The sequence below is a fragment of the Streptomyces sp. NPDC052036 genome (assembly GCF_040680495.1).
Lineage (GTDB): Bacteria > Actinomycetota > Actinomycetes > Streptomycetales > Streptomycetaceae > Streptomyces.
In genome coordinates, this window is sequence record NZ_JBFAWW010000036.1 from 59,749 (window position 1) to 84,827 (window position 25,079).

18 protein-coding genes are annotated in these 25,079 nt (G+C 69.1%); 13 read left to right on the forward strand and 5 right to left on the reverse strand.

Features of this window, described 5'->3' with window-relative positions; all coding sequences use genetic code 11:
- Positions 1–12: 12 nt before the first annotated feature.
- The 3 genes from AB0L95_RS33675 to eccCa form a co-directional block, all read right to left on the reverse strand.
- Positions 13–5,025 carry a toxin glutamine deamidase domain-containing protein gene (locus tag AB0L95_RS33675; RefSeq protein WP_365168449.1) on the reverse strand — a complete coding sequence of 1,671 codons (5,013 nt, stop codon included), beginning with the start codon at positions 5,023–5,025 and terminating at the stop codon, positions 13–15.
- A gap of 238 nt (positions 5,026–5,263) precedes the next feature.
- On the reverse strand, positions 5,264–5,662 hold the full coding sequence (locus tag AB0L95_RS33680) for a hypothetical protein (protein WP_365168407.1): 399 nt from the start codon (positions 5,660–5,662) through the stop codon (positions 5,264–5,266).
- 172 nt (positions 5,663–5,834) lie between these two features.
- Entirely contained in the window at positions 5,835–9,779 is a 3,945-nt protein-coding gene (eccCa, locus tag AB0L95_RS33685; RefSeq protein WP_365168410.1) for a type VII secretion protein EccCa, read from the reverse strand.
- A gap of 288 nt (positions 9,780–10,067) precedes the next feature.
- Between eccCa and eccD the strand changes: the two genes are divergently transcribed.
- From eccD to AB0L95_RS33735, 10 genes are all read left to right on the forward strand, one after another.
- Entirely contained in the window at positions 10,068–11,525 is a 1,458-nt protein-coding gene (gene eccD, locus AB0L95_RS33690; RefSeq protein WP_365168412.1) for a type VII secretion integral membrane protein EccD, read from the forward strand.
- Positions 11,526–11,775: 250 nt separating this feature from the next.
- Positions 11,776–12,111, forward strand: coding sequence for a type VII secretion target (locus tag AB0L95_RS33695; protein WP_365168414.1), 336 nt, complete (start codon positions 11,776–11,778; stop codon positions 12,109–12,111).
- Positions 12,108–13,259, forward strand: coding sequence for a WXG100 family type VII secretion target (locus AB0L95_RS33700; protein ID WP_365168416.1), 1,152 nt, complete (start codon positions 12,108–12,110; stop codon positions 13,257–13,259). The genes AB0L95_RS33695 and AB0L95_RS33700 overlap by 4 nt, the downstream gene beginning before the upstream one ends.
- Positions 13,256–13,486, forward strand: coding sequence for a hypothetical protein (locus tag AB0L95_RS33705; protein WP_365168418.1), 231 nt, complete (start codon positions 13,256–13,258; stop codon positions 13,484–13,486). The genes AB0L95_RS33700 and AB0L95_RS33705 overlap by 4 nt, the downstream gene beginning before the upstream one ends.
- A gap of 196 nt (positions 13,487–13,682) precedes the next feature.
- Positions 13,683–14,135: a hypothetical protein gene (locus AB0L95_RS33710; protein ID WP_365168421.1), complete on the forward strand. Its 453-nt coding sequence runs from the start codon at positions 13,683–13,685 to the stop codon at positions 14,133–14,135.
- A 228-nt stretch (positions 14,136–14,363) separates the two neighbouring features.
- Positions 14,364–14,651, forward strand: coding sequence for a 30S ribosomal protein S15 (gene rpsO / locus AB0L95_RS33715; RefSeq protein WP_365168423.1), 288 nt, complete (start codon positions 14,364–14,366; stop codon positions 14,649–14,651).
- A gap of 323 nt (positions 14,652–14,974) precedes the next feature.
- On the forward strand, positions 14,975–17,194 hold the full coding sequence (locus AB0L95_RS33720) for a polyribonucleotide nucleotidyltransferase (RefSeq protein WP_365168425.1): 2,220 nt from the start codon (positions 14,975–14,977) through the stop codon (positions 17,192–17,194).
- The gene (locus tag AB0L95_RS33725; RefSeq protein ID WP_365168428.1) at positions 17,191–18,570 is read left to right on the forward strand and encodes a pitrilysin family protein; all 1,380 of its coding nucleotides are present in this window, start codon (positions 17,191–17,193) and stop codon (positions 18,568–18,570) included. Before AB0L95_RS33720 ends, AB0L95_RS33725 begins: the two co-directional genes overlap by 4 nt.
- Positions 18,571–18,595: 25 nt before the next feature.
- Positions 18,596–19,348 (forward strand): 4-hydroxy-tetrahydrodipicolinate reductase, encoded by a 753-nt coding sequence (gene dapB / locus AB0L95_RS33730; protein WP_365168430.1) that lies wholly within the window; start codon positions 18,596–18,598, stop codon positions 19,346–19,348.
- A 12-nt stretch (positions 19,349–19,360) separates the two neighbouring features.
- On the forward strand, positions 19,361–19,813 hold the full coding sequence (locus AB0L95_RS33735) for a tetratricopeptide repeat protein (RefSeq protein ID WP_365168432.1): 453 nt from the start codon (positions 19,361–19,363) through the stop codon (positions 19,811–19,813).
- A gap of 147 nt (positions 19,814–19,960) precedes the next feature.
- On the opposite strand, the gene AB0L95_RS33740 is transcribed toward AB0L95_RS33735, so the two are convergent.
- A complete protein-coding gene (locus AB0L95_RS33740; RefSeq protein ID WP_365168434.1) occupies positions 19,961–20,521 on the reverse strand; it encodes a PH domain-containing protein in 561 nt (186 codons plus the stop codon).
- A 120-nt stretch (positions 20,522–20,641) separates the two neighbouring features.
- On the reverse strand, positions 20,642–20,878 hold the full coding sequence (locus AB0L95_RS33745) for a hypothetical protein (RefSeq protein ID WP_365168436.1): 237 nt from the start codon (positions 20,876–20,878) through the stop codon (positions 20,642–20,644).
- Between the two features lie 243 nt (positions 20,879–21,121).
- On the opposite strand from AB0L95_RS33745, the gene thyX reads away from it, so the two are divergent.
- The 3 genes from thyX (at position 21,122) to AB0L95_RS33760 (ending at position 24,786) form a co-directional block, all read left to right on the forward strand.
- Positions 21,122–21,862, forward strand: a complete 741-nt coding sequence (gene thyX, locus AB0L95_RS33750) for an FAD-dependent thymidylate synthase (RefSeq protein ID WP_365168438.1) — start codon at positions 21,122–21,124, stop codon at positions 21,860–21,862.
- 211 nt (positions 21,863–22,073) lie between these two features.
- Positions 22,074–22,973 carry a 4-hydroxy-tetrahydrodipicolinate synthase gene (gene dapA, locus AB0L95_RS33755; RefSeq protein WP_365168441.1) on the forward strand — a complete coding sequence of 300 codons (900 nt, stop codon included), beginning with the start codon at positions 22,074–22,076 and terminating at the stop codon, positions 22,971–22,973.
- Positions 22,974–23,100: 127 nt separating this feature from the next.
- A complete protein-coding gene (locus AB0L95_RS33760; RefSeq protein ID WP_365168443.1) occupies positions 23,101–24,786 on the forward strand; it encodes a ribonuclease J in 1,686 nt (561 codons plus the stop codon).
- Positions 24,787–25,079: the final 293 nt, after the last annotated feature.

A 25,079-nucleotide genomic window follows, 5' to 3' on the forward strand; every position in this document is an offset into this window, starting at 1 on the left:
GTCAAGTCGTTTCTAGGAATCCGACGTGGGGGTCGGGAGGGCGTATGCCTTCAGGATATCTGAGACCCTGTTCAGATGGCGCTGGGAGTCGGCATCCATTGCCTGGCGTGGGGTGTTCACTCCCTCTCGGCCCAGAGGGTCGATGAAGGGAACGACCTGCTCGCCCTTCCGGTATCCGGTTCCATAGCTTATCGGCATGCCCTCGGGCATGTACTTCAAGATGTATCCCGAGCAATCCGCGTGACCTGGGGATTCAGAGGGGTGTCCGCACGGTTCTCGCTCTGTGTACATGTGCACTACGTCAAAGGGTTTCTTTCCCTCGGCTGCTCGGTCTTCATTGAGGCGTTCTATCCAGCCACCGATGTGCGGTTCTGAGTGTGCCGGACGGGGTCCCGCGTAGTTGAATGAACTGTCGGCCACATAGTGGGTTTCTCCCGTATGCGGGTCGGACACCTCGATAACGGCAAAGTTCCGGCCGGAGAAGTCGGGTCTCATGTCACTGGTTGCTGCAACCACCTGATCAGCAACGCTCTCGCCGTATTTTTCATCCAGGTAGTGTCGCGTGCGCTGAGCCGGCGAACTGCTCTTGCTGTCAGAACCATCCACGTTCGAGAAGTCCGACTTGGTGCGAACCCCGGCAGCGCGCGATGACCGATGGTTGTCGACTCCGTCGTAGTTCTTCTGCCGGAGGGCATCGCGTGGCCGAAGCGGCTCTCGCTCTGTATCTTCCCGCCATTTGTAGGCAGAGTTATCGCCCTCGCGCGGATGGGGGCTGGCGCCGACTCCTTGGTTTGTGTGGAAGTGGATGCTGAGGCGCGCCAGGACGGCCACAGTTGCCAATTGCTGGCCACGGCTCAGGTCCCCAAAGCCAGGAAGCGCCATCAAGTCGCTGCGGCGCCAGGTGGTGCCGCTCTCGCTTCCCTCGAGCAACTGGCGCATCTGATCATGGTGGTGATTGGCCAGGTTCTCCAGGTAGTTGTACACATGCTCTTGGTCGATCTGGTGGACGTTGCGCTCCCGGAGATCCTGCTGTGCCTGGTCGCCGAGCATGCCGTAGTGCTGGTGATCCGCCGACTGCCTCTCCTCGTACGACGACGAGCTTTCGGGAGGCGCGGATGTGTGTTCTCCGTGATCGGTACCGTCCCCGTCATCAAGCCACGGGTCGCTTGAATCGTCGTCGGACTTTTTACCCGCCGGCTCTTCCGGCGCACGCCGATCGGTGCTTGGAGGATCGGCCGGAAATTTCCGGTCTCGTTGAGGACGGTCGTGGTGGGCCTCCTGCTCCGCGGGGGTGGGATGGGTGATGCCCCCGGGTGAGTTGGTGTCGTGGGTGGCCGTGGTCGGGAGTGGATCCGGCCTGGACGAGTCGGGGTCGGACTGGTGGGTGGAGTCGTCGCCGGGGACGTGGTCCGATGACTCGCTCGACGGTTTCGGCTCGGGATCCTTGTGGTTCTCGTTTTCCTGGGGGGAACTGTCGGGCTTCTGGCGGGGGGTGCTGGTTCCTTCTTGGGGGGTGTTCGTTTCGTGGTGGGGGGTGCTGGTTCCTTCTTGGGGGGTGTCCGAGCCGTGGTGGGAGGTGCTGGTGTCCGTTGGGGTGGGGTGGATCGGGTTGCGGTTGGCGTCCAGGGGGATGTGCCAGACGTGTTCCGCGTTGGGGATGTGGAGGGGCTGGTGGCTGACCTCTCCGCTCTGGGTGTCGATCCAGATGATGTTGCCGTGGTGGTTGACCGCGTTGAAGGCGTGGCCGCCTCCGCCCGGCCAGTCGACCTGGACGATGGCTGCGGCGCCGTGGCCGGCTTGCTGGAGGTCCGACGCGATGCGGTTGGGGGTCTCGGGGTCGCTGCCGGTGCCGGCGTAGGTGTGCGCGGCGCCTGACCAACGGATCTGGTTCGTGTTCGCGTTGTGCTCGGGGGACCAGGGGTCGAGGTTGCCGTGTGCGTCGACGTCGAGGGTGCGGGGGGCCGAGACCTGGGGATTGCCGTACCAGGTCTCCAGGAAAGAACGGGAGCAGTCGGCGCAGTTGTTGCTGCGGCCGGGGACTTGGTTGCCGCCGTCGTTCTGGAGCTGGGACCAGTGGCCGAAGGGGTCCGGGAAACGTTGCGGGGTGCCGTCGGGCTCGTGCGGCACCGCGTTGGCCAGTGCCTGCTGGTCGTCCGGGTGTGGGTCGGTCAGGCCGCCCGGGTAATGGTCCAGGTCGTTGCGGATGTTGTCCAGGCTGTCCTGGTGCGGGTGCTGCTGGGGGGACGTGCCCGGTTGGGCGTGCGGCGTGCCCGGTGGCTGCGGTGTGGCGTGGCCCGCGTGCGACGGCGGGGTGGAGGGTGCCGCGGCGGGAGCGACGGTGTGGATCGGGACGGGCGTCACATGGTCGTGCTGTCGATCGTGGTCGCGGGGCTTGTCCGTTCCGGCTTCGGATGTCTGCGACGTGTGGTGCTGTGACGCCGGTTGCTGCGGGGCGTTCGGGTGCGGAGGGGTGCCGGGTGCCGTGCCTGCGGGCTGGTTCGGCCTGTTGGGAGTGGGGCGGGGGCCCGGCTGGTTCTGAGCGCCGGGCGTGCCGGAGCCACGGGGGGTCTGGGTGGGGCCGGGCTGGGTTGAGGAGTTCGGGGTCGAGGTGTTGCTGTTCGGGTTCGAGGTTCGCTCCGGCCCGCTGCCGCTGCCGCTGCCAGTGCTGGCGCCGGTGTTGCTTGAGGTGGCGGGCGGGGGCGTCTGGTTGGCGGTTCGATTCGTGGGCGAGTTCGGGTCCGCGTTCGAGTTCCGGTTCGGGCTCGGGTCCGCGGCCGGGCTTTGGGCACGGGTGGGTGTGCGGACGTCGGTCGCGTCTGTGGTGTTCCGGGGTGCGGTGCGGTCGCTCGGTGTGGTGCCGGGGGTGTTGCGGGGTGCGGTGCGGTCCTCTGGGGTGGTGTTTCGAGGCGTCGTCCGCTCGTCCGTGCGGGGGGTCGACCGGTCGTCCGTCCTGGGTGCGGCGCGGTCCTCCGGCCGCGGCGTCGTACGGTCCTCCGAAGGACTGCGGGGCGTCGAGCGGTCCTCCGGAAGGCTGCGGGGCGTCGTGCGTCCCTCCGGCGTTTCCCGCGGTGTAGTTCGGCTCTCCGGGACCGTGCCAGGGGTGCGCTGCGTCGGGATGCGGCCGTCTGTCGCACCGGGCGTGCGGCCCTCTGCCGTCCCGGGTGTGCGGCCCTCTGTCGTACGAGGCGTGCGTCCGTCGCTCGTGCCGGATGGCCGTCCGTCACCTGCGCCGGATACTCGGCCGTCACCACCGCTTGGTATTCGGCCGTCGCCCGCGCTGGGTATTCGGCCGCCGCCCGTGCCGGGTATACGGCCCTCCGGCATCGCGGTTCGCAGTGTCCGAGGCGTCGTCTGGGATGTGGGGCTCGGCGTGGGCGCGGGGCCCGTTCCCGTTGCGGACGGGGTGGTGGAGGAAGGACTCCTCGTCGGGCCCGGGGCCGTGGCCGGGCTGGTGGGGCCCGGCGCGGAGGACGTGGTGCCGAGTGTGCTTGCCGTCGGGCGCGGGCCCGGGCCGCCGGTGGTGGGCGGAGGCGTGGGCGAGGTGGGCATCGCTGAGCCGCCGTCCGTGCGGCCGCCGGTTCCGCTGGGGGAGTGGTCGGTGGCGGCCGGGGTGGGGGAGGCGTGGGACTGGGTGGGGACGCCGGCGGCCAGGCTGTCGATCGATGTGCCGATGCCGCCGCCCCTGCCACTGCCCGACGAGGGCGCCGCACCGTCGGACGACACATGGCTGGGTGCCGCGTGCGGGGTCGGTGAAGAGAAGCCGGACACGGAGGAGTGGCCCGTGCCGGACGTACTCGGAGCACCGGACGAGACGTCGGTGTTCGGGGCGCTGTGCGAGGTTCCGCGGGGCGTGGGGTCGTCGAAGTCCGCCAGCGACGGTGTGTGCCGCGGGGCCGGCGTGTCCGAGGAGGAGGGGTCCGGCGAGCCGGAACCCGAGTCGGAGCCGGAGCCGGAATCAGAACCGGAGTCCGAGCCGGGGCCCACGCCCACGTCCGGCGTGTGCAGGCCGGCACCACCCGTGTCGGCGGATATACCGGCGCCTATGTTCCGCCCCGCACCCGAATCCGTGCTCGTACCCGAATCCCTGCTCGTACCCGAATCCGTGCTGTCCGAGTGCCCGCTCGTGTCCGAGTGCGTCGACGACGAGGAGTCGGACGAGGACCCCGAGTCCGTGCCTGTGTCCGAGTCCGACGACGACCTCGACGAGGAGTTGGAGTCCCCGTCCCCGCCCTCCCCGTCCCCGCCCTCGCCGTTCTCCGTGCCCGACGCGTGATGGCCGTCGATGCGGCTGTCGATGGCGTGGTGGAAGCGGTGGCCGGCCTTCTGGCCCAGGCTGTCGCGCACACCCTCGGCCAGGGTCTGGGGGGTCTGCTTGATGGCCTGCCAGCCGGCGTCCTTGCCGGCCTTCACGGTCTGGCCGAGGTCGTAGCCCTGCTGGGCGCCGAAGCCGACATTCACCGTCTGCCGGATGAGGTCGGTGATGATCGCCTCGATCGCCGAGATGGCGGGTTCCTTCATCGCCTCGACGATCGATTCCATGAGCGCCTCTTTGAGCTCGTCGAGGAGGCGACGCACGATCAGCCGAGTGACCTGGGTGGCGCCGAGTGCGCCGGCCTCGGACAGGCCGAAGGTGAAGGGCGCGGCGGCCTGGGCGGCGGCGATCTCGAAGGCCAGGGCGATCAGCTGGGCGATCACCGCCCATTTGGCGAACTCGACGATGTACGCGCAGGCTTCCAGCACGTTTGCGATGGTGTAGGCGGCCTGGGCCGCGTTCGCGAGGTAGCCGTCGGAGCCGTTCCCGCCGTCGAACTTGGCGTAGGCCTTGGTGAACGCGTCGATCGACTCGCCGGCGTTGTGAGCCACCACGGTCCGGGCACTGGCGTTCGCCGAGGCGTGCAGGTCGGTGACGTCGTCGCCGAACTTCCGCCACAGGGTGGCGCACTCCCTGAGCTTGTCCTCGTCCGCCGTCGGCCAGCGGTAGCCGAGCATCTCGAGAACCCACTCGAGTTCGTCCGGCAGCATCATCGACACAGCGCACACACCCCCGTCTGCAACCGGCTTCCAACTCCCCCACCCATCAGGGGAGATCGCGCATGGAACAGCCGTACGCACAGCTTACGTACCGGCCCGCGAGCAACTTCAGAGGATTGCTGTCACAAATCTGTTGCAGGCCGGGCTGCTTGACCGCGGTGCGCGCGACCTCCTGGCGGCTGCCGATCGAGCCGCCTCACGACCGCGGATCAAGCCGTCGTACGCCTTCCGATCAGCCCTCTTGCCGACGACGCAGATGGTGCGGCCCCGTCGGCATGTCCACCTGACCGTCGTACTCAGCCGTGATGGTCCGCCAGGCGGCGTCCTCGTCGCCCTCGTTCCGTTCGTGTCGTACGCCCATCTCCGTGAAGGCCAGCCCCATCCCCGCGAGCCGTTCCGCCAGGCTGCCCATCGACTGGTACATGCCGTCGCGCAGGCCCTCGTAGGCGACGCCGAACTTCTCGCCGATGTCGTCGTCGCCCCACGGCGGGGTGCCGTTGCCGCCTTCGAGCGCGGTCAGCCCTTTCTGCAGGCTATCCACCGCCTTGCCGAAGTTCTGGCCCACCGTGAACATGTTGTAGCCCTCGGCCTTGAGGACCGAAGGATCGGCGCGCAGCCCGTCGTCGGCCACAACTGCCCCCCGTGAATCGGCATTTGTTCGACTGTTCGACAGACCACCCTAGCGGGCACGCCGGGGCCGTACCCACCTCCGGCCCCTCATCCCCTCCAACCCCACACACGCCGGAGGGGCGGCACCCCTCAGGTGCCGCCCCTCCGATCGTCGTGCCGGGCCAGACGGGAACTCAGAACCGCGCCGGAAGCCATCCGGTCTGGATCAGCTGGCCCCCGCGCCGCCGCGTGTGGAAGTAGCCACGGCCGGGCGGCAGTTGCGACGGGGTGATGTTGCCGAGCAGGGCGCCCTCCGTGCGGTCGCCGGAGAGCACGATGCCCTGGGCGCCCAGTTCGCGCAGGCGCTGCATCACCGGCTCGTACAGCGACCGGCTGGCACCGCCCGAGGACCGCGCGATGATGACGCGCAGGCCGATGTCACGGGCGAAGGGAAGATACTCGAGCAGCGGGGCCAGCGGGTTCATGCCCGTCGCCACCAGGTCGTAGTCGTCGACGATGACGAACGCGTCCGGGCTGTTGTACCAGCTCCGGTTGCGCAGCTGCTCGGGTGTGACGTCCGGGCCCGGCATGCGACGGTTCATCGAACCGGCCAGGCCCTCCAGCGTCTCCGTCAGGGCGGGCGCCGACGCGCAGTAGCGCGACAGATGCGACTCCGGGACACCCTCCAGATGGGCGCGCCGGTAGTCACCCATGACGATCTTCGCCTTGTCCGGGCTGTAGCGCTCGGTGATCTGCTTGATGAGCAGCCTCAGCATCGCGGACTTACCGGACTCGCTCTCACCGAACACGATGAAGTGAGGGTCCGTCTCGAAGTCGACGAAGACCGGCGCGAGCGTCGACTCGTCGATGCCGATGGCGACACCGCGCGCCGGGTGCTCGTACCCCTTGGGCAGCCGGTCCGCCGACAGCTGGGTGGGCAGCAGCCGTACGGCCGGAGCGTGGCTGCCCTGCCAGTTGTCGTTGACGCCGCGTACGAGGATCGTCGTCGCCTCCGACAGGTCCTTCGTGTCCGAGGAGCCGTCGACGCGGGGCAGCGCCGTCATGAAGTGCAGCTTGTCCAGGCTGAGGCCGCGGCCCGGCATGGTGCTGGGCACGTTCTGGGCGACCTTGCGGTCGATCTCCGACTCGGTCGGGTCACCGAGCCGCAGCTCGATGCGGTTCTGCAGCATGTCCTTGAGCGCGGGCCGCACCTCGGTGTAGCGGCTGGCGGTCAGGATCACATGCACACCGAAGCCGAGACCGCGCGTCGCGATGTCGGTGACGGCCGCCTCCAGCAGCTCGTAGTCCATCTTGAAGGTCGCCCAGCCGTCGATGACGAGGAAGACGTCACCCCACGGTTGGTCCGGCAGCAGCCCCGCGGCCCTGCGCTGCCGGTACGTCTGGATCGAGTCGATGTTGTTCGCGCGGAAGTACTCCTCGCGCGTGTTCAGAATGCCCTCGACCTCGCTGACCGTCCGGCGGACCTTCTCCGCGTCGAGCCGGTTGGCGACTCCGCCGACGTGCGCCAGCTCCTCCATCGCGATCAGACTGCCACCGCCGAAGTCCAGGCAGTAGAACTGCACTTCGGTGGGTGTGTGGGTGAGTGCGAACGACGAGACGAGCGTGCGCAGCAGCGTCGACTTGCCGGACTGCGGACCGCCGATGAACAGACCGTGGCCCGCACCGCCGGAGAAGTCCCGGTAGAGCACGTCGCGGCGCTGCTCGAACGGCTTGTCCACCAGGCCGACCGGCACATTGAGCCGGCCGAGCGCCGTGTACTCGGGCGCGGTCAGGCCGCGCTCCGGGGTGACGGCCAGCTGGGGGAGCAGCTGCTCCAGCGAGGGCGCCTCCTCGAGCGGGGGCAGCCACACCTGGTGCGCGGGCGGTCCCTGGTTGACCATCCGGCCCACGATGACGTCCAGGACCGTGTCGGCGAGCGCGTCGTCCACGCCGCTGTCGGCCTCCGGCTCCTCGACCACCGGCTGCACGGGCAGCGCCACGTGTTCCGCCGTGAACAGCGCGGGCCGCAGCTGGGTGGAGCGGTTCACCCGGGACGGGCCCTCGCCGTGGTACGCCCCCGACACATACGCGGCCTTGAAACGGACCATGGTGTCGGTGTCGTAGCGCAGATAACCCGAGCCGGGGATCGACGGCAGATGGTAGGCGTCCGGGACGCCGATCGCGGTACGGGACTCGGCGGCGGAGAAGGTACGCAGACCGATCCGGTACGACAGATAGGTGTCCAGGCCGCGCAGCTTGCCCTCCTCCAGACGCTGCGAGGCCAGCAGCAGGTGCACACCCAGCGAGCGGCCGATACGGCCGATCTGGATGAACATGTCGATGAAGTCGGGCTTGGCGGTGAGCAGCTCGGAGAACTCGTCGAGGACGATCACCAGCGAGGCCATCGGTTCCAGGGCCGCGCCCGCCGCCCGTGCCTTCTCGTAGTCGTGCAGATTGGCGTAGTTGCCCGCCGTGCGCAGCAGTTCCTGACGCCGCTGCATCTCACCCGTGATCGCGTCACGCATACGGTCGACGAGCGTGAGGTCGTCCGCGAGGTTGGTGATGACGGCCGCGGTGTGCGGCATGTCCGCCATGCCCGCGAAGGTCGCACCACCCTTGAAGTCCGCGAGGATGAAGTTCAGGGTCTCCGAGGAGTGTGTCACCGCGAGACCGAGTACCAGCGTCCTCAGCAGCTCCGACTTGCCGGAACCGGTCGCGCCGACGCACAGACCGTGCGGACCCATGCCCTCCTGCGAGGCCTCCTTGAGGTCGAGCATGACCGGCTCGCCGTTCTCGCCGACACCGATCGGCACCCGCAGCCGCTCGTGCAGCGTGCGCGGACGCCAGGTGCGCGAGACATCGACGGAACCCGCGTCACCGATGCCCATGAGATCGGTGAAGTCCAGGTTGGACAGCAGGGGTTCGCCCTCCTCCGCGGTGCCCACCCGGAACGGGGCGAGCTGCCGGGCCAGGGACTCGGCCTGCGCGGCGCCCAGCACATCGGCCTTGCCGGTGTACGCGGACTCGTGACCCACGTACAGCCGCATGCCGTTGGGCTTCGCATAGACCGTCAGACCGGCGCGCAGCTCCTCCTCCAGCTCACCCGGGGCGATCTCCAGGAAGGTGACACCCTGGAGTCCCTCGACACTGGCGAGTTCGGAGTCCGGCGGCACCGTGCCGCCGTCGAGCACCACGATCAGGTGCGGCTGGTCGTACACCGGGTTCGCGTCCCGGTTCCAGCGCGGCCGGTCCGCCAGCTGGTCGGCCAGGGCCTCCTCCAGCTCCCCGAGGTCGTCGAAGAGGAGCCGGGCCGAGCCCGCTCCGTCCTTCGCCTTCGGATGCTGGCTGTGCGGAAGCCACTTGATCCAGTCCCAGTCGGCCGCCGCGGACGGGTGCGCCACCACGGCCACCATCAGGTCCTCCGGCGAGTGCAGCGTCGTCAGCTGGGCCAGGGAGGCGCGGGCGTTGCCGTAGACCGTGTCGGTGTCTCCGCACACCGTCACGTGGTAGAAGGCGCGCAGCGAGACGGAGACAGGCAGGTCGGACAGGCTGCCATGGGCGTCGAGGAAGGCCTTCATGGCCGCCGCGGTCAGCGGTTCCAGCTCCTCCTTGGGCGCGGTCTCGGGAGCGACGAGCGGAGTGTTCAGCTGCTGGGTGCCCCGGCCTATCCGGACGGAGGCGAAGTCCCCGTCGGTCGGGCGCCGCTCCCACAGCCGCCTGCCGTCGGTCGCCAGCGCCCACAGCTGATCCGGGTCGGGATGCTGGAAGAGCTGGCTGCGCCGCTGCAGATCGGCGGTCTTGTGCACGTCCTTGCGGACCTGCTCCAGATAGCGGAAGTAGTCACGCCGGTCCTGCGCCATCCCGGCGCCGCCGCCCTGACGGGACTTGGTGAACTGGGCGATCGCCATGGCCAGGGTCGAGGCCAGCATCAGTCCGCCGACCACCCGCATATAGGACGGCAGGCCCGGCATGAAGAAGAAGCCGACCGAACCCAGCATGCCCATCATGGGCAGCAGGGTCATCAGCATGCTCTCCTCGCCCTCACGCGGGATCTCGGGGGGCGTCTCCAGTCTGATCTCGCCGTCCGGGACGACCAGGGGCGCTGTCCGCGGCGGCCGTTTGATGATGACGACGCTCACCGATGCACTCTTCCTTCGCGATTGATACGTCTTGGTACCGACGCCCCCGTGTACCGCGACCTGTTCTCGTTCGCGTAGGCGTCGTCCACGCAGGCGTCGATCCTACTGATGCGCACCGTGCGCAAAGGAGGCAGGACGATGGAGATGCCTGGCGGGTCCTGGGGGAAAGGAGGAGGCTGGCCCCGGACCCGAGGCGGCAACGGATAGGGTGGCGCTCCGTGTCGTACGAGCGGCGCGAAGTCGTGAAAAAGTCGTGAAGAAGCCTTGTCTAGCAGGGGGAACTACCAGGTGAGCACGGGGACTTCGACAGGTTTCTGCCGAATCACCATCGCAGCGCCGGACAGCCGTGTCGATGTGGCGCTGCCGGAGGACCTGCCGATTCAGGACCTCTTTCCCGAGATTGTCAGGCTCTCGGGCCTGGTCCAGCCCGACACCAGCCCCGCCGGCTACCACCTCGTACGTCGCGAGGGGCAAGTGCTCGACGCGAGCCGGTCGTTGCAGGAGCAGCGGGTCAGGGACGGCGAGGTGCTGCTGCTGCGCACGTTCGCCGATTCCCTGCCGCCGGCCGTGCACGACGACGTGGTGGACGCGATCGCCGCCGCGGTCAAGCAGGACCTGCGCAGCTGGAACGACAACCTGATGCGGGTGGCCGGCCTCGTCTCCGGTGCACTGCTGCTGGTCATGCTCGGCTTCGTCTTCTGGTTCGCGGACCCGATACGGCATGACATGCACGGCCTTCAGGGCATCCTCGCCGGTGTGGTCGCCGTCGGCCTCACGGCACTCGCCGGTGTGCGGGCCCGGGTCTACGCCGACCGCGGTTCCGCCGTCGCGCTCGGTGTCTCGGCCCTGCCGCACGCGCTCATCGCGGGCTCCGGCGTCATTCCCCAGGACGCGGGGCACGGTCCCGGCCGGATCCAGTTCCTCGTCGGCTGCGTCGCCGTGCTGCTCTTCTCCATCGTGCTGATCATGCTGCTGCCGCAGGGTGACGCCCCCTTCGTGGCCGCCGCGCTCGCCGCCGCGATCGGCACGCTCGCCGTGTTCTGCGGTGTGCTCACCGACGCACAGCCCCGGCAGATCGCCGCGGGCACCGCGGTCGTCGCGCTGGCCGTCGTCGGCTTCCTGCCCGGCTGGTCGGCCCGCTTCGCCAAGCTGCCGATCGGCTTCCGCAACCCGGAGGACCTGGCCCGGGCCCGTCGCGAGGGCCGGGACGGCGACCTGGAGGCGGTCGACGTCCAGCGCATCATCGCCCAGACCGGCCGGGGCCACGAACTGCTGCTCGGCTTGGTGGGCGGCTGCGCCGCCGTCGTCATCGGCGCGGGCGGCGCGGTGCTCGGCTTCAGCGACAGCGGCTGGGCGCAGCTGCTCGCCCTGTGCACCGGCCTCGCCGCGATGCTGCGGGCCCGTCTGTTCCGCTACACCGCTCAGGTGACGTGCCTGTTCGTGGCCGGTGTCGTCACCCTCGGCCTCCTGGTCCTCGGCCTCGCGATCTCGCCCCCGACCGACATCCTCGTCGAGCTGGCCCAGGGCAACGCCGGACCCGTCGACATACGGACCCTGTGGCTCGGGGCCTCGGTCGCGGCCGGTGTGCTGCTGCTGATCTCGATCGCCCTGATCGTGCCGCAGAAGGGGCTCTCCCCCTTCTGGGGCCGCATGCTGGACCTCGCGGACTCCCTGGTCCTGCTCTCCCTGGTCCCGGTCTGCCTGGCCGTCCTCGATGTCTACGGCAAAGTCCGCGGCGGAGTCTGACGACCGCTCGACGGCGAACGGCGCTCCGCTACTGCGGGGCGCCGTTTCCTTTGCCGTAGGTGTTGCCGTACGTGCGGATTGCCTACTGCGACCAGCCCAGGCCTCCCGCGCGCAGGCTGCTGCGTAAACCGCGGGACGGGCAGGCGCAAAGGATGCGACAGGGTCGTCTTCTGAACCGGTAAACGTCCCCCGTCACGCATGACTGTCGTGGGTACCGTCGCTGAATCATGTACTCGACGACGGGGGCGGGATGACGAACCAGTTCGGTGTCGATCCCGATACGTTGACGGACCTCGCGGGCAAGTTCGACAGGGAGGCGAAGGGGCTGGCCGGGCCGATCGACGACTTCGCGGCGACCGCGTCCGAGATCGGGGAGGCCTTCGGTCTGCTCGGCGCCTGCGACGGGGCGGCGGAGAAGTACCAGAAGTTGCTGACCAGCACCGTCAAGGCGCTCGGGCACCTCCCCGGGGTGCTCGGCAGCGACGCCGACCGGCTGCGCCTCAACGCCGCGAACTACAAGGACTCCGACCAGGTGGCCGTAAGCCGTCTCCACGCCGCGACCAGGCCGGCAGCGGGCCCGGCGTGAGCATCAACAGCTGGATCGACGGCAAGGTCCTGGAGATCCTCCAGGCGTGCGGGGTGGAGCTTCCGGGCGGTGACGGCGAGAGCCTCCGGACGATCGCCCGTGCCTGGGACACCATGGGCACCGAGCTGACCGAGGTCGTCCACACCCTCGATGTGGCGATCGCGGGGATCGACAGACAGGGCTGGCACGGCGAGGCCCGTGACGCCTTCGAGAAGCACTGGCGGGAACAGAAGCAGGTCATCAGCGACGTCGCGCACAACTTCCACCAGGTGGCCGACGGGCTGCGGGCGTACGCCGACGAGATCGACAGGATCAACGAGGAGATCATCGACATCTGTGTCGAGATCGCCGAGATGGAGGTGGCCGGAGCGGCGCTGTCCTTCTTCACCGGCTTCCTCTCCGACCTCGTCGCGAACACGGCAGTGGCCGCACGCATCAGCAGGATCGTCGACCTGGTGAAGCTCTTCACCTCGGCCGCCGAGAAGGTGGCGGCCCTGCTGGAGCGATTCGGCGCGCTCACCGAGGAAGGGGCGGCCACGCTGGCCCGGGTTCTCACCAAAGTGGCCCAGTTCAGCGCGAAGTTCCTCACCAAGGGGGGCGAGAGCTTCGTCACGAACTTCGCCGCCGACTCGGGCAGCATGATGGTCAACCAGGCCGTTCACGGTCAGCCTGTGACCGTCGGGGACGACCTCGCCGGCGGTGCGTGGGCCGCCGGCGGTACGGCCGTGTTCACCGGGGGCGGTGCGGCGCTGGCGGACACGGCGGAGCTGACCGGGGTGGCGGGCAATGTCCTCAGGGGCGATGGCCTGCTCGGCACCACCGTCAACGGCGCGGCGGGCAACGTCGCGGGTGGCCTCTCGGCCGACATGGCAAACGACCAGGACGCGTCGACGATGGGTCAGGACGCTCTCACGAACGCTGCGACCGGTGCCGTCGGCAACGCCCAGAACCATGGCGTCAACCACGCCTTGGAGGAGCATGGAAGCCTTGGCGGCGAGAACCTCAGCGATCAGGGCAAGCTCGCCGACAGCGCGTTCAAGAACACCGTGGGCACCACGTTGAACACGGGCGTCTACGCCGCAGGCTCCGGCATCGAGTCGGACATCCAGGACCTGGCCAAGAGCGAGGGAGAGCAGCCGACGCCATGAGACTTGCGGCGACCTGGACCCCGAACCAGGACCACCCCGCTTCCTGGAGCGGCTTCCTGCTGGCGCTCCTCGGGATCGCCGGGTGTCTGATCGTCATAGCCGGTGTCGCTGTGACCATCGCTCTTTGGCGTGCCCAAGGACGCAGAAAGTGGGGCAACTACGTCCTCGGACCGACGATCCTCGTCGTCGGCCTCGCCGCCACGGGCTTCGGCTTCCGGCTGTTGTGACCCTGCCTGCGGTGACTCTGCGGCTTGCGGCCTGTCGCATGGGGCCCGCGACCCGCGAGCCGGAGGCGAGCGCTCCCGGACGGGTGGTTCATCAGGCGAGCGTGCCCGGACGAGTGGTTCGTCGCCGTCCCGGAAGTCGGAGGCATTGCCGCGATGTTGTCGGCGCGCACGATGCTTCCGCTTCTACGCTGCCCTCATGACCACGACCGATCAAGCTGCCGTGACCTCGACCGATCAGGCTGCCGTGCCCTCGACCGATCAAGAAGACGTGACCTCGACCGATCAAGAAGACGTCGACACCGGTCAGGAAGATGCCGATGGCGACCGGACCGGGCCCACCGGGGAGACCGAGGAGCTTGACGAGCCGGCGGAACCGGAGGAGCGGCACCAGGCACTGAGCCCCCGGCAGGCCCGCCGCCTACGCATGGCCGTGGCCGGGACAATCATGGCCGCGGTCGCTGTCATGCTTGTCATAGGGCTCCGTGAACAACCCTCGCTCCTGACCATCGGTGTCTACGGCGCCATCCTCATCTTGTGCGGCGTGGTCATCGAGCTCAGCCGCCGCGGCCGGACCCGCGTCGGCACGTGGCTGCTGGCGACCGGGCTCGTCGCCGTCGTCGTCGCAGACCAGTTCCTGCGGGCGCGCTGATGCCCGCAGCCCGCCGGGCCCGAGGGGCGGGAAACCTGCCCACTACGGGCTGGTACCCTGTGTGACGGCCGTTCGTGTACGCCCCCCGGACCCCGCCGACGCCCCTCAGGGGCTGCCAGGGATCCGGAGGCCGCGCCGAGCGGATCCCGCCGCCCGAGTTGTGGAAGCTCCCCTGAGAAGCAGACCAGGGGCACTCGGTGGCACTCAAAAAGACTACGAGGAGTACGCGTGTCGCTCGACGCCGCTACGAAGAAGCACATCATGTCCGAGTTCGGTACCAAGGAGGGCGACACCGGCTCCCCCGAGGTCCAGGTCGCGCTGCTGTCCCGCCGTATCTCGGACCTGACCGAGCACCTCAAGACCCACAAGCACGACCACCACTCCCGCCGTGGTCTGCTCATCCTGGTCGGTCAGCGTCGCCGCCTGCTGCAGTACCTGGCCAAGAAGGACATCCAGCGCTTCCGTGTGCTGGTCGACCGCCTCGGCATCCGCCGTGGTGCGGCGGGCGCCAAGTAAGACGCCGTGAAGGGAGCGGTTCCCGAGCGAAGGGGACCGCTCCCTTTGCTGTACGTGCGGACTGTCACTGCCGCTTTGTAGTGTGGTAGCACAACGCAAGACGTACGACACCGTGCGAGGAGCGTCCGGACCCCGGGCACATCCCCGCGCACCGAACGAGGAGAAGCGCACCTCGCCGCCGCCGGTCCTCGGTAGTGGCCCCCGGGGGGAAGCGAGCCCCGGGTGCTTCGATCGAAGACCGGCCCGCACCAGATGGAGCGCTTCTCCGCCACCGTCCCCCTGCCACACGGGCAGCGAGGGACGAAGACGAGGAGAAAACGCTAGTGGAGAACGAGACCCACTACGCCGAGGCCGTCATCGACAACGGCTCCTTCGGCACCCGTACGATCCGCTTCGAGACGGGCCGCCTGGCCAAGCAGGCCGCCGGCTCCGCCGTCGCGTACCTGGACGACGACACGATGGTCCTGTCGGCCACCACCGCGTCCAAGAGCCCCAAGGACCAGCTCGACTTCTTCCCCCTGACGGTGGACGTCGAGGAGCGGATGTACGCGGCCGGGAAGATTCCCGGTTCCTTCTTCCGCCGTGAGGGCCGTCCCTCCGAGGACGCCATCCTCACCTGCCGGCTCATCGACCGCCCGCTGCGCCCGTCCTTCAAGAAGGGCCTGCGCAACGAGATCCAGGTCGTCGCCACCATCATGGCGCTCAACCCCGACCACCTGTACGACGTCGTGGCGATCAACGCCGCGTCCGCGTCCACGCAGCTGGCCGGCCTGCCCTTCTCCGGCCCGATCGGCGGCGTCCGCGTCGCGCTGATCAACGGCCAGTGGGTCGCCTTCCCGACGCACACCGAGCTCGAGGACGCCGTCTTCGACATGGTCGTCGCGGGCCGCGCCCTGGAGGACGGCGACGTCGCGATCATGATGGTCGAGGCCGAGGCCACCGACAAGACCATCCAGCTGGTCAAGGGCGGTGCCGAGGCCCCCACCGAGGAGGTCGTCGCCGCCGGTCTGGATGCCGCGAAGCCCTTCATCAAGGTGCTGTGCAAGGCCCAGGCCGACCTCGCCGCGAAGGCCGCCAAGCCGACCGCCGAGTTCCCGATCTTCCTCGACTACCAGGACGACGTCCTGGAGGCACTGACCGCCGCGGTCCGCCCCGAGCTGGCCCAGGCGCTCACCATCGCCGGCAAGCAGGAGCGCGAGAGCGAGCTGGACCGCGTCAAGCAGCTCGCCGCCGAGAAGCTCCTGCCGGAGTTCGAGGGCCGCGAGAAGGAGATCTCCGCCGCGTACCGTTCGCTGACCAAGGCCCTGGTCCGCGAGCGCGTCATCAAGGAGAAGAAGCGCATCGACGGCCGCGGTGTCACCGACATCCGCACCCTGGCCGCCGAGGTCGAGGCCATCCCGCGGGTGCACGGCTCGGCCCTGTTCGAGCGCGGCGAGACCCAGATCCTGGGTGTCACCACGCTGAACATGCTGCGCATGGAGCAGCAGCTCGACACCCTCTCCCCGGTGACGCGCAAGCGCTACATGCACAACTACAACTTCCCGCCGTACTCCACCGGTGAGACCGGCCGCGTCGGCTCCCCGAAGCGCCGCGAGATCGGCCACGGCGCCCTCGCCGAGCGCGCCCTGGTCCCGGTCCTGCCCACGCGCGAGGAGTTCCCGTACGCGATCCGTCAGGTGTCCGAGGCCCTCGGCTCCAACGGCTCGACGTCCATGGGCTCGGTCTGCGCCTCCACCATGTCGCTGCTGAACGCCGGTGTGCCGCTGAAGGCCCCGGTCGCCGGTATCGCCATGGGTCTGATCTCCCAGGAGATCGACGGCGAGACGCACTACGTGACGCTGACCGACATCCTCGGCGCCGAGGACGCCTTCGGCGACATGGACTTCAAGGTCGCCGGCACCAAGGAGTTCGTGACCGCCCTCCAGCTCGACACCAAGCTGGACGGCATCCCGGCCTCCGTCCTGGCCGCGGCCCTCAAGCAGGCCCGCGACGCCCGTCTCCACATCCTCGACGTGATGATGGAGGCCATCGACCGGCCCGACGAGATGTCCCCGCACGCCCCGCGGATCATCACCGTCAAGATCCCGGTCGACAAGATCGGTGAGGTCATCGGCCCCAAGGGCAAGATGATCAACCAGATCCAGGAGGACACCGGCGCCGAGATCACGATCGAGGACGACGGCACGATCTACATCGGTGCCGCCGACGGCCCGTCCGCCGAGGCCGCCCGCGCCACGATCAACGGCATCGCCAACCCGACCATGCCGGAGGTCGGCGAGCGCTACCTGGGCACGGTCGTGAAGACGACCACCTTCGGCGCGTTCGTCTCGCTGCTCCCGGGCAAGGACGGTCTGCTGCACATCTCGCAGATCCGCAAGCTCGCCGGCGGCAAGCGCGTGGAGAACGTCGAGGACGTCGTCGGCGTGGGCCAGAAGGTCCAGGTCGAGATCGCCGAGATCGACTCCCGCGGCAAGCTCTCCCTCATCCCCGTCATCGAGGGCGAGGACGCGGGCGAGGACGCGAAGGACGACACCGACCAGTGACGTCCCGTGGCTTCAAGGCGACGGCCCGCACCTCCTCGGAGGCGCGGGCCGTCGCCCGTACCCAAACCCTGATCAAGGGGGCGAACGGCATCGGCACTGTCCGTAAGACCACCCTTCCGGGTGGACTGCGCATCGTCACCGAGACCCTGCCCTCGGTGCGCTCCGCCACGTTCGGCATCTGGGCGCACGTCGGCTCGCGCGACGAGACACCGGCGCTGAACGGCGCCACGCACTACCTCGAACACCTGCTCTTCAAGGGCACGGAACGGCGTAGCGCCCTGGACATCTCGGCCGCGATCGACGCGGTCGGCGGCGAGATGAACGCGTTCACGGCGAAGGAGTACACGTGCTACTACGCGCGGGTGCTCGACACCGACCTGCCGCTGGCGATCGATGTCGTCTGTGACATGCTCACCGGCTCGCTGATCCGCGAGGAGGATGTCGACATCGAGCGCGGCGCGATCCTCGAGGAGATCGCGATGACGGAGGACGACCCGGGCGACTGTGTGCACGACCTCTTCGCGCACACGATGCTCGGCGACACCCCGCTCGGCCGCCCGGTCCTCGGCACGGTCGACACGGTCAACGCGCTGACCGCGGACCGCGTCCGCCGCTTCTACCGCAAGCACTACGACCCCACGCATCTGGTGGTCGCGTGCGCGGGCAACGTCGACCACAACAAGGTCGTACGCCAGGTGCGTGCCGCCTTCGAGAAGGCCGGCGCGCTCACCCGGTCGGACGCCGTGCCCCTCGGGCCGCGCGAAGGCCGCCGCGGCATCCGCACGGCCGGCCGGGTCGAGCTGCTGTCCCGCAAGACCGAGCAGGCGCATGTCGTCCTCGGCATGCCCGGCCTGGCCCGCACCGACGAGCGCCGCTGGGCCCTCGGGGTGCTGAACACGGCGCTCGGCGGCGGTATGTCGTCCCGGCTCTTCCAGGAGGTCCGCGAGAAGCGGGGCCTCGCCTACAGCGTGTACTCGTACACCTCCGGCTTCGCCGACTGCGGTCTGTTCGGCGTCTACGCGGGCTGCCGCCCCAGCCAGGTCCACGACGTCCTCAAGATCTGCCGGGACGAGCTGGACCAGGTGGCCGAGCACGGTCTGTCCGACGACGAGATCACCCGCGCCATCGGCCAGCTGCGCGGGGCCACGGTCCTCGGGCTGGAGGACACGGGCGCGCTGATGAACCGCATCGGCAAGAGCGAGCTGTGCTGGGGCGACCAGATGTCCGTCGACGACATGCTGGCCCGGATAGCCGAGGTCACCCCGGACGACGTCCGGTCCGTGGCCCGGGACGTCCTCGGACAGCGGCCCTCGCTGTCGGTCATCGGCCCGCTGAAGGACCGGCAGGCGTCCCGTCTGCACGATGCGGTCGCGTAATCCCCTCCGGTTAAGGAAGCAAGAGATGAGCAAGCTGCGCGTGGCGGTCCTGGGCGCCAAGGGCCGGATCGGTGCGGAGGCGGTACGGGCCGTCGACGCCGCCGAGGACATGGAACTGGTGGCCGCTCTCGGCCGGGGCGACAAGCTGGAGGCCCTCGTCGAGACGGGCGCCCAGGTGGCGGTGGAGCTGACCACGCCGGCTTCGGTGATGGGCAATCTCGACTTCTGCGTACGGCACGGCATCCACGCCGTGGTGGGTACGACGGGCTGGACCGACGAGCGCCTCGCGCAGCTGAGGGGCTGGCTGGCCCAGTCACCGGAGACGGGCGTCCTCATCGCCCCGAACTTCTCCATCGGCGCCGTGCTGACCATGAAGTTCGCCGAGGTGGCCGCCCCGTACTTCGAGTCCGTCGAGGTCATCGAGCTGCACCACCCGAACAAGGTGGACGCCCCCAGCGGCACCGCCACGCGCACCGCCCAGCTGATCGCCGCGGCGCGCGAGAAGGCGGGCAGCGCCCCGCAGCCCGACGCCACGGTGACGGCCCTGGACGGCGCCCGCGGGGCGAACGTCGACGGGGTGCCGGTGCACGCGGTCCGTCTGCGCGGTCTGCTCGCCCACCAGGAGGTGCTGCTCGGCGGCGAGGGCGAGACCCTCACCATCCGCCATGACTCGCTGCACCACAGCAGCTTCATGCCGGGCATCCTGCTCGGTGTCCGCCGTGTCGTGACCACCCCGGGCCTCACCTTCGGCCTGGAACACTTCCTCGACCTGAAGTAGAAGCGGCCGTCCATGCGCGCGAAGCTCACCTACGCCGTCACGGCCGCCGTCCTCGTCGTCTACTTCGTCCTGGTCGGCAGCCGTGGAGTGCTCCTGATCCAGACCGGCACCGCGGTCACCGTCCCCTTCGGTGTCGCGGTACTGATCCTGCCGGTCATCGGCGTGTGGTTCCTGTGGATGAACACCCAGTTCGTCCGCAAGGCCAATCGGCTCGCCGCCGAGCTGGACGCCGAGGGCGGTCTGCCGGTCGACGAACTCAGACGCACTCCCGGCGGCCGGATCGACCGCGACTCGGCCGACGAGGTCTTCGCCCGGCGCAGGGCGGAGACGGAGGCGGCCCCCGACGACTGGCGCAGCTGGTTCCGGCTGGCCATCGCCTACCACGACGCCCGTGACACGCCCCGCGCCCGCAAGGCGATGCAGCGGGCGATCGCCCTGCACGAGGGCAGGCCGGTCACACCCTGACGACCGCCGTCCCCGCCCCGGTCCGAGGACCGGCCGCCCGGACGCACAAGGGGCCGCCCCGCATCCGTGGGCGGCCCCTTCGTCGTCGGGTCGTCGCGCCTCCGGCGGCCCTGCGTCGTGACGCGTCCGGCCCGGAGTCCTGGCCGGTCAGACCCGGCCGTACTCCGCGGCCCATGCCTCGACCGTGTCCGCCGCCCGGTCGAAGGCCTGCGGGCGCGCCAGGAAGTCGGCGCCGTGCGTGGTGAGCAGGGGCGGCAGCAGCTCCTCGGCCGCGCGTTCCTTGCGGAGGAAGACCAGCGCCTGTCCCTGTACCGTGCGCGGAAGCCCGAGCCAGCGCACCGGCTGCTGCACCGTCCGTACCGAGACGACCTGCTCCCAGCGCGTCGTACGCGTGGCGAAGAAGCCCACCCGGCGCAGCCCCCGCGCGCTCACCCAGACACCCATGCGCAGCAGCCGCAGGGCCCCGGCGATGACGACCAGCGCGATGGCGAAGACCATGACGGCACCGGACAGCGTGCCGGTGAACGCGATGATGACGGCCGCGAAGAGCACGTACGAGGCCAGGAGGAGCAGGAGCGCGGCCGCACCCACCCGCCAGGGGCCGGGGCGGTAGGGGCGCCGCCAGCGGTCGCGGTCGTCGTACGGCAGCGGGGTGTCGTCCGCTGCCTGCTCGAAAGCACGGTCGGCCGTCAGGAAGGGCAGGGGCACGGCTGATCCTCACTCGCTCATGGGGCTGTGCCCGGTGAGGCTATCGAGCCGTGTCCCGGCTCACCACCCTCGGGGGGCCGAGGGAGTGCGCCTGTGCGCCAGTCGGACGGCGAGAGCGCCTCAGCGCCCGTCGGAGGCCTCGGAGTGCTGCGTCGCCGCGGGTGACTGGTGCGACATCGACGGCATGCCGATGACCAGGGCGCCCACGAGCCCGGCCACGACGGTGAGCCCCGTCAGCCAGCGCCCGGCGATCTGGCCGACCGAGGCACGCTCGCGGGGCGGACGCGTGACATTGCTGCGGAAGGAGTCGGCCTCGGCGAGGAAGGCGAACGGTACGGGCTCGCGCCGACGGAACATGGGGAGCGCATCTCCTCTGGCTGGTAGGGACCGGGATTCCCGGGGCTTGCTGTGGACCGGGTGACCCGAACGGGGCGCCGTCACTCATACAGACGCGCGAGACCGCCGAAAGGTGCCCTGTTTCGCCGATTTCGCCGAACTTCGCGGTCGAATGTCGTGGCCCGGCAGCGAACGCCCCGTTGTCGGTGCAGGGCCGTAGAGTGGGCGCCGCCCGAGCCTGTGATGGGAAGGATCTTCTACGCCGTGACCGACACCCCCGCCGACGACCTCAAGCCCAGCTTCCGCAGCGATGTCAGCGTCGAGCTGGTCAAGCACAGCGCGGCCGACTCCGACGTGCTGTGGGCCGCCCGTGTCTCCACCGCCGGCGAGCAGTCCCTCGACGAGCTGAAGAAGGACCCGGAGCGCTCCAAGGGGCTGATCAACTACCTGATGCGGGACCGGCACGGCAGCCCCTTCGAGCACAACTCGATGACGTTCTTCATCAGCGCCCCGATCTTCGTCTTCCGCGAGTTCATGCGGCACCGCGTGGGCTGGTCGTACAACGAGGAGAGCGGGCGCTACCGCGAGCTCCAGCCCGTCTTCTACGTCCCCGACGAGTCCCGCAAGCTCGTCCAGGAGGGCCGCCCCGGCAAGTACCGGTTCGTGGAGGGCACCCAGGCGCAGCAGGAGCTGGTCGGCCGGGTCATGGAGGACACGTACGTGCACGCGTACGAGGCCTACCAGGAGATGCTGGCCGCGGGCGTGGCCCGCGAGGTCGCCCGTTCGGTCCTCCCGGTCGGCCTGTTCTCGTCGATGTACGCGACCTGCAACGCGCGCTCCCTCATGCACTTCCTCGGCCTGCGCACCCAGCACGAACTGGCCAAGGTGCCCTCGTTCCCCCAGCGGGAGATCGAGATGGTCGGCGAGCGGATGGAGGCGGAGTGGGCCGAGCTCATGCCGCTCACCCATGCCGCCTTCAATGCCAACGGGCGCGTTGCGCCGTGATACCGCGCCTGTTCGCGGGTCGGGCACAGATGTGCGGTCAGCCGAGCGAAGTGTCCGTATTGCGGCATTTCGAGAAGTTCATCTAGCCTGATCAAACGGACCCGGCACTGCTTGAACCCCCGAGCAGGCAGTGCCGGGTTCCATCTTTGTCAGGACTTTCCCCGCACCCCGAGGGCAGACCCCGCCCTGAGCAACGAGTAGCGTGTATGCCATGGCTCCGACCTCCACTCCGCAGATCCCCTTCGGGCGGATCCTCACCGCCATGGTCACGCCGTTCACGGCGGACGGCGCACTCGACCTCGACGGCGCACAGCGGCTCGCCACCCACCTGGTGGATGCAGGCAACGACGGCCTGATCATCAACGGCACCACCGGCGAGTCCCCCACCACCAGCGATGCGGAGAAATCGGAGCTGGTACGGGCCGTCCTGGAGGCGGTCGGCGACCGCGCCCACATCGTCGCCGGTGTCGGCACGAACGACACCCACCACAGCATCGAGCTGGCGCGCGCGGCGCACAAGGCCGGCGCACACGGACTGCTCACCGTGACGCCGTACTACAACAAGCCCCCGCAGGAGGGCCTGTACCGGCACTTCAAGGCCATCGCCGACGCCACCGAGCTGCCGGTCATGCTCTACGACATCCCGGGCCGCAGTGGTGTCCCGATCACCACGGAGACCCTCGTCCGACTGGCCGAGCACCCGCGGATCGTCGCCAACAAGGACGCCAAGGGCGACCTCGGCCGCGCCAGCTGGGCGATCGCCCAGTCCGGCCTCGCCTGGTACTCCGGCGACGACATGCTCAACCTGCCCCTGCTCTCGGTGGGCGCGGTCGGATTCGTCTCGGTCGTCGGCCATGTCGTCACCCCGGAGCTGCGGGCGATGGCCGAGGCCTACGCCGGCGGCGACGTCCAGAAGGCGCTGGAGATCCACCAGAAGCTGCTCCCGGTCTTCACCGGCATGTTCCGCACCCAGGGCGTCATGACCACCAAGGCCGCGCTCGCGCTCCAGGGTCTGCCCGCCGGACCGCTGCGCGCGCCCATGGTCGAGCTCTCGCCCGAGGAGACCGCTCAGCTCAAGATCGATCTTGTCGCCGGCGGGGTAGAACTCTGACACAGACTTCACAACTGAATAGGCAGGACCCAGGTGCCTGCATCCCACACAACAACTGCTTTTGCACGAACGTCATGCGCGCCACGTGCCCCTACAGGTACGTGGCGTGCGTGGTGAGGAGAGTCTTTTGAGTCATCCGCATCCTGAACTCGGCCCGCCGCCGAAGCTCCCCGAAGGCGGCCTGAGGGTCACCCCACTCGGCGGCCTCGGGGAAATCGGCCGGAACATGACCGTCTTCGAGTACGGCGGCCGCCTGCTGATCGTCGACTGCGGCGTGCTGTTCCCTGAGGAGGAGCAGCCCGGAATCGACCTGATCCTGCCGGACTTCTCGTCCATCCGCGATCGCCTCGACGACGTTGAGGGCATCGTCCTCACTCACGGACACGAGGACCACATCGGCGGCGTCCCGTATCTGCTGCGGGAGAAGCCCGACATCCCGCTGATCGGCTCCAAGCTGACCCTCGCCCTGATCGAGGCGAAGCTCCAGGAGCACCGCATCCGCCCCTACACGCTGGAGGTCGCGGAGGGGCAGCGAGAGCGGGTCGGCCCCTTCGACTGCGAGTTCATCGCGGTCAACCACTCCATCCCGGACGCCCTGGCGGTCGCCATCCGCACCCCCGCCGGCATGGTGGTGCACACCGGCGACTTCAAGATGGACCAGCTCCCGCTGGACAACCGCCTCACCGACCTGCATGCGTTCGCGCGGCTCAGCGAGGAGGGCATCGACCTCCTCCTCGCCGACTCGACGAACGCCGAGGTGCCGGGCTTCGTCCCGCCCGAGCGTGACATCTCCAACGTCCTGCGTCAGGTCTTCGCCGGCGCCCGCAAGCGGATCATCGTGGCGAGCTTCGCCAGTCATGTCCATCGCATCCAGCAGATCCTGGACGCCGCGCACGAGTACGGCCGCCGGGTCGCCTTCGTGGGGCGCTCCATGGTCCGCAACATGGGCATCGCGCGGGACCTCGGTTATCTGAAGGTGCCGCCCGGTCTGGTGGTGGACGTCAAGACCCTGGACGACCTGCCTGACGAAGAGGTCGTGCTGGTGTGCACGGGCTCGCAGGGCGAGCCGATGGCGGCGCTGTCCCGGATGGCCAACCGGGACCATCAGATCCGCATCGTCCAGGGCGACACGGTGATCCTGGCCTCGTCGCTGATCCCGGGCAACGAGAACGCTGTGTACCGCGTGATCAACGGCCTGACCCGCTGGGGCGCCAACGTGGTGCACAAGGGGAATGCGAAGGTGCACGTCTCGGGCCATGCGTCCGCGGGCGAGCTGCTGTACTTCTACAACATCTGCCGCCCGAGGAACCTGATGCCGGTCCACGGCGAATGGCGCCATCTGCGGGCGAACGCCGAGCTGGGCGCGCTGACGGGTGTCCCGCACGACCGGATCGTCATCGCCGAGGACGGCATCGCCGTCGACCTCATCGAGGGCAAGGCCAAGATCTCCGGCAAGGTCCAGGCCGGATACGTGTACGTCGACGGCCTCTCGGTCGGCGACGTCGGGGAGCCGGCGCTCAAGGACCGCAAGATCCTCGGCGACGAGGGCATCATCTCGGTTTTCGTGGTCGTGGACGCCTCGACGGGCAAGATCACCGGTGGTCCCCATCTGCAGGCCCGTGGCTCGGGCATCGAGGACTCCGCCTTCGGCGAGGTGATCCCGAAGATCACGGAGGTACTGGAGCGCTCCGCGCAGGACGGCGTCGTCGAGCCGCACCAGCTGCAGCAGCTGATCCGACGGACCCTGGGCAAGTGGGTCTCGGACAGCTACCGGCGCAGGCCGATGATCCTGCCTGTGGTGGTTGAGGTCTGACGCCTGGTCAAGTCCTGACGCAGGTGAACCTGGAGCGGGGCCCCTCGATTTGCGTCGAGGGGCCCCGCTCCAGTACGTTTACGGCTCCGCCAGCGGGGGAACCCGGCGCCACCGAGCGTCAGGGACCTGCCCCGGCAGGGCGGAAATCCTGACTCAGAATCTCTGATAAAGTCGGGAAAGCCGGAAAGGGAAACGCGAGAGCGGGAACCTGGAAAGCACCGAGGAAATCGGGTCGAGAAAAGATCTGATAGAGTCGGAAACACCGAAGGGAAGCGCCCGGAGGAAAGCCTGAG

What these genes read in the sequence shown, in the direction of transcription:
- AB0L95_RS33735 (WP_365168432.1), top strand. Translation starts at nt 19,361, where the DNA reads ATGCGCGCGAAGCTCACCTACGCCGTCACGGCCGCCGTCCTCGTCGTC.
- AB0L95_RS33745 (WP_365168436.1), bottom strand. Translation starts at nt 20,878, where the DNA reads ATGTTCCGTCGGCGCGAGCCCGTACCGTTCGCCTTCCTCGCCGAGGCC.
- AB0L95_RS33705 (WP_365168418.1), top strand. Translation starts at nt 13,256, where the DNA reads ATGAGACTTGCGGCGACCTGGACCCCGAACCAGGACCACCCCGCTTCC.
- dapA (WP_365168441.1), top strand. Translation starts at nt 22,074, where the DNA reads ATGGCTCCGACCTCCACTCCGCAGATCCCCTTCGGGCGGATCCTCACC.
- dapB (WP_365168430.1), top strand. Translation starts at nt 18,596, where the DNA reads ATGAGCAAGCTGCGCGTGGCGGTCCTGGGCGCCAAGGGCCGGATCGGT.
- AB0L95_RS33710 (WP_365168421.1), top strand. Translation starts at nt 13,683, where the DNA reads ATGACCACGACCGATCAAGCTGCCGTGACCTCGACCGATCAGGCTGCC.
- AB0L95_RS33695 (WP_365168414.1), top strand. Translation starts at nt 11,776, where the DNA reads ATGACGAACCAGTTCGGTGTCGATCCCGATACGTTGACGGACCTCGCG.
- AB0L95_RS33675 (WP_365168449.1), bottom strand. Translation starts at nt 5,025, where the DNA reads ATGATGCTGCCGGACGAACTCGAGTGGGTTCTCGAGATGCTCGGCTAC.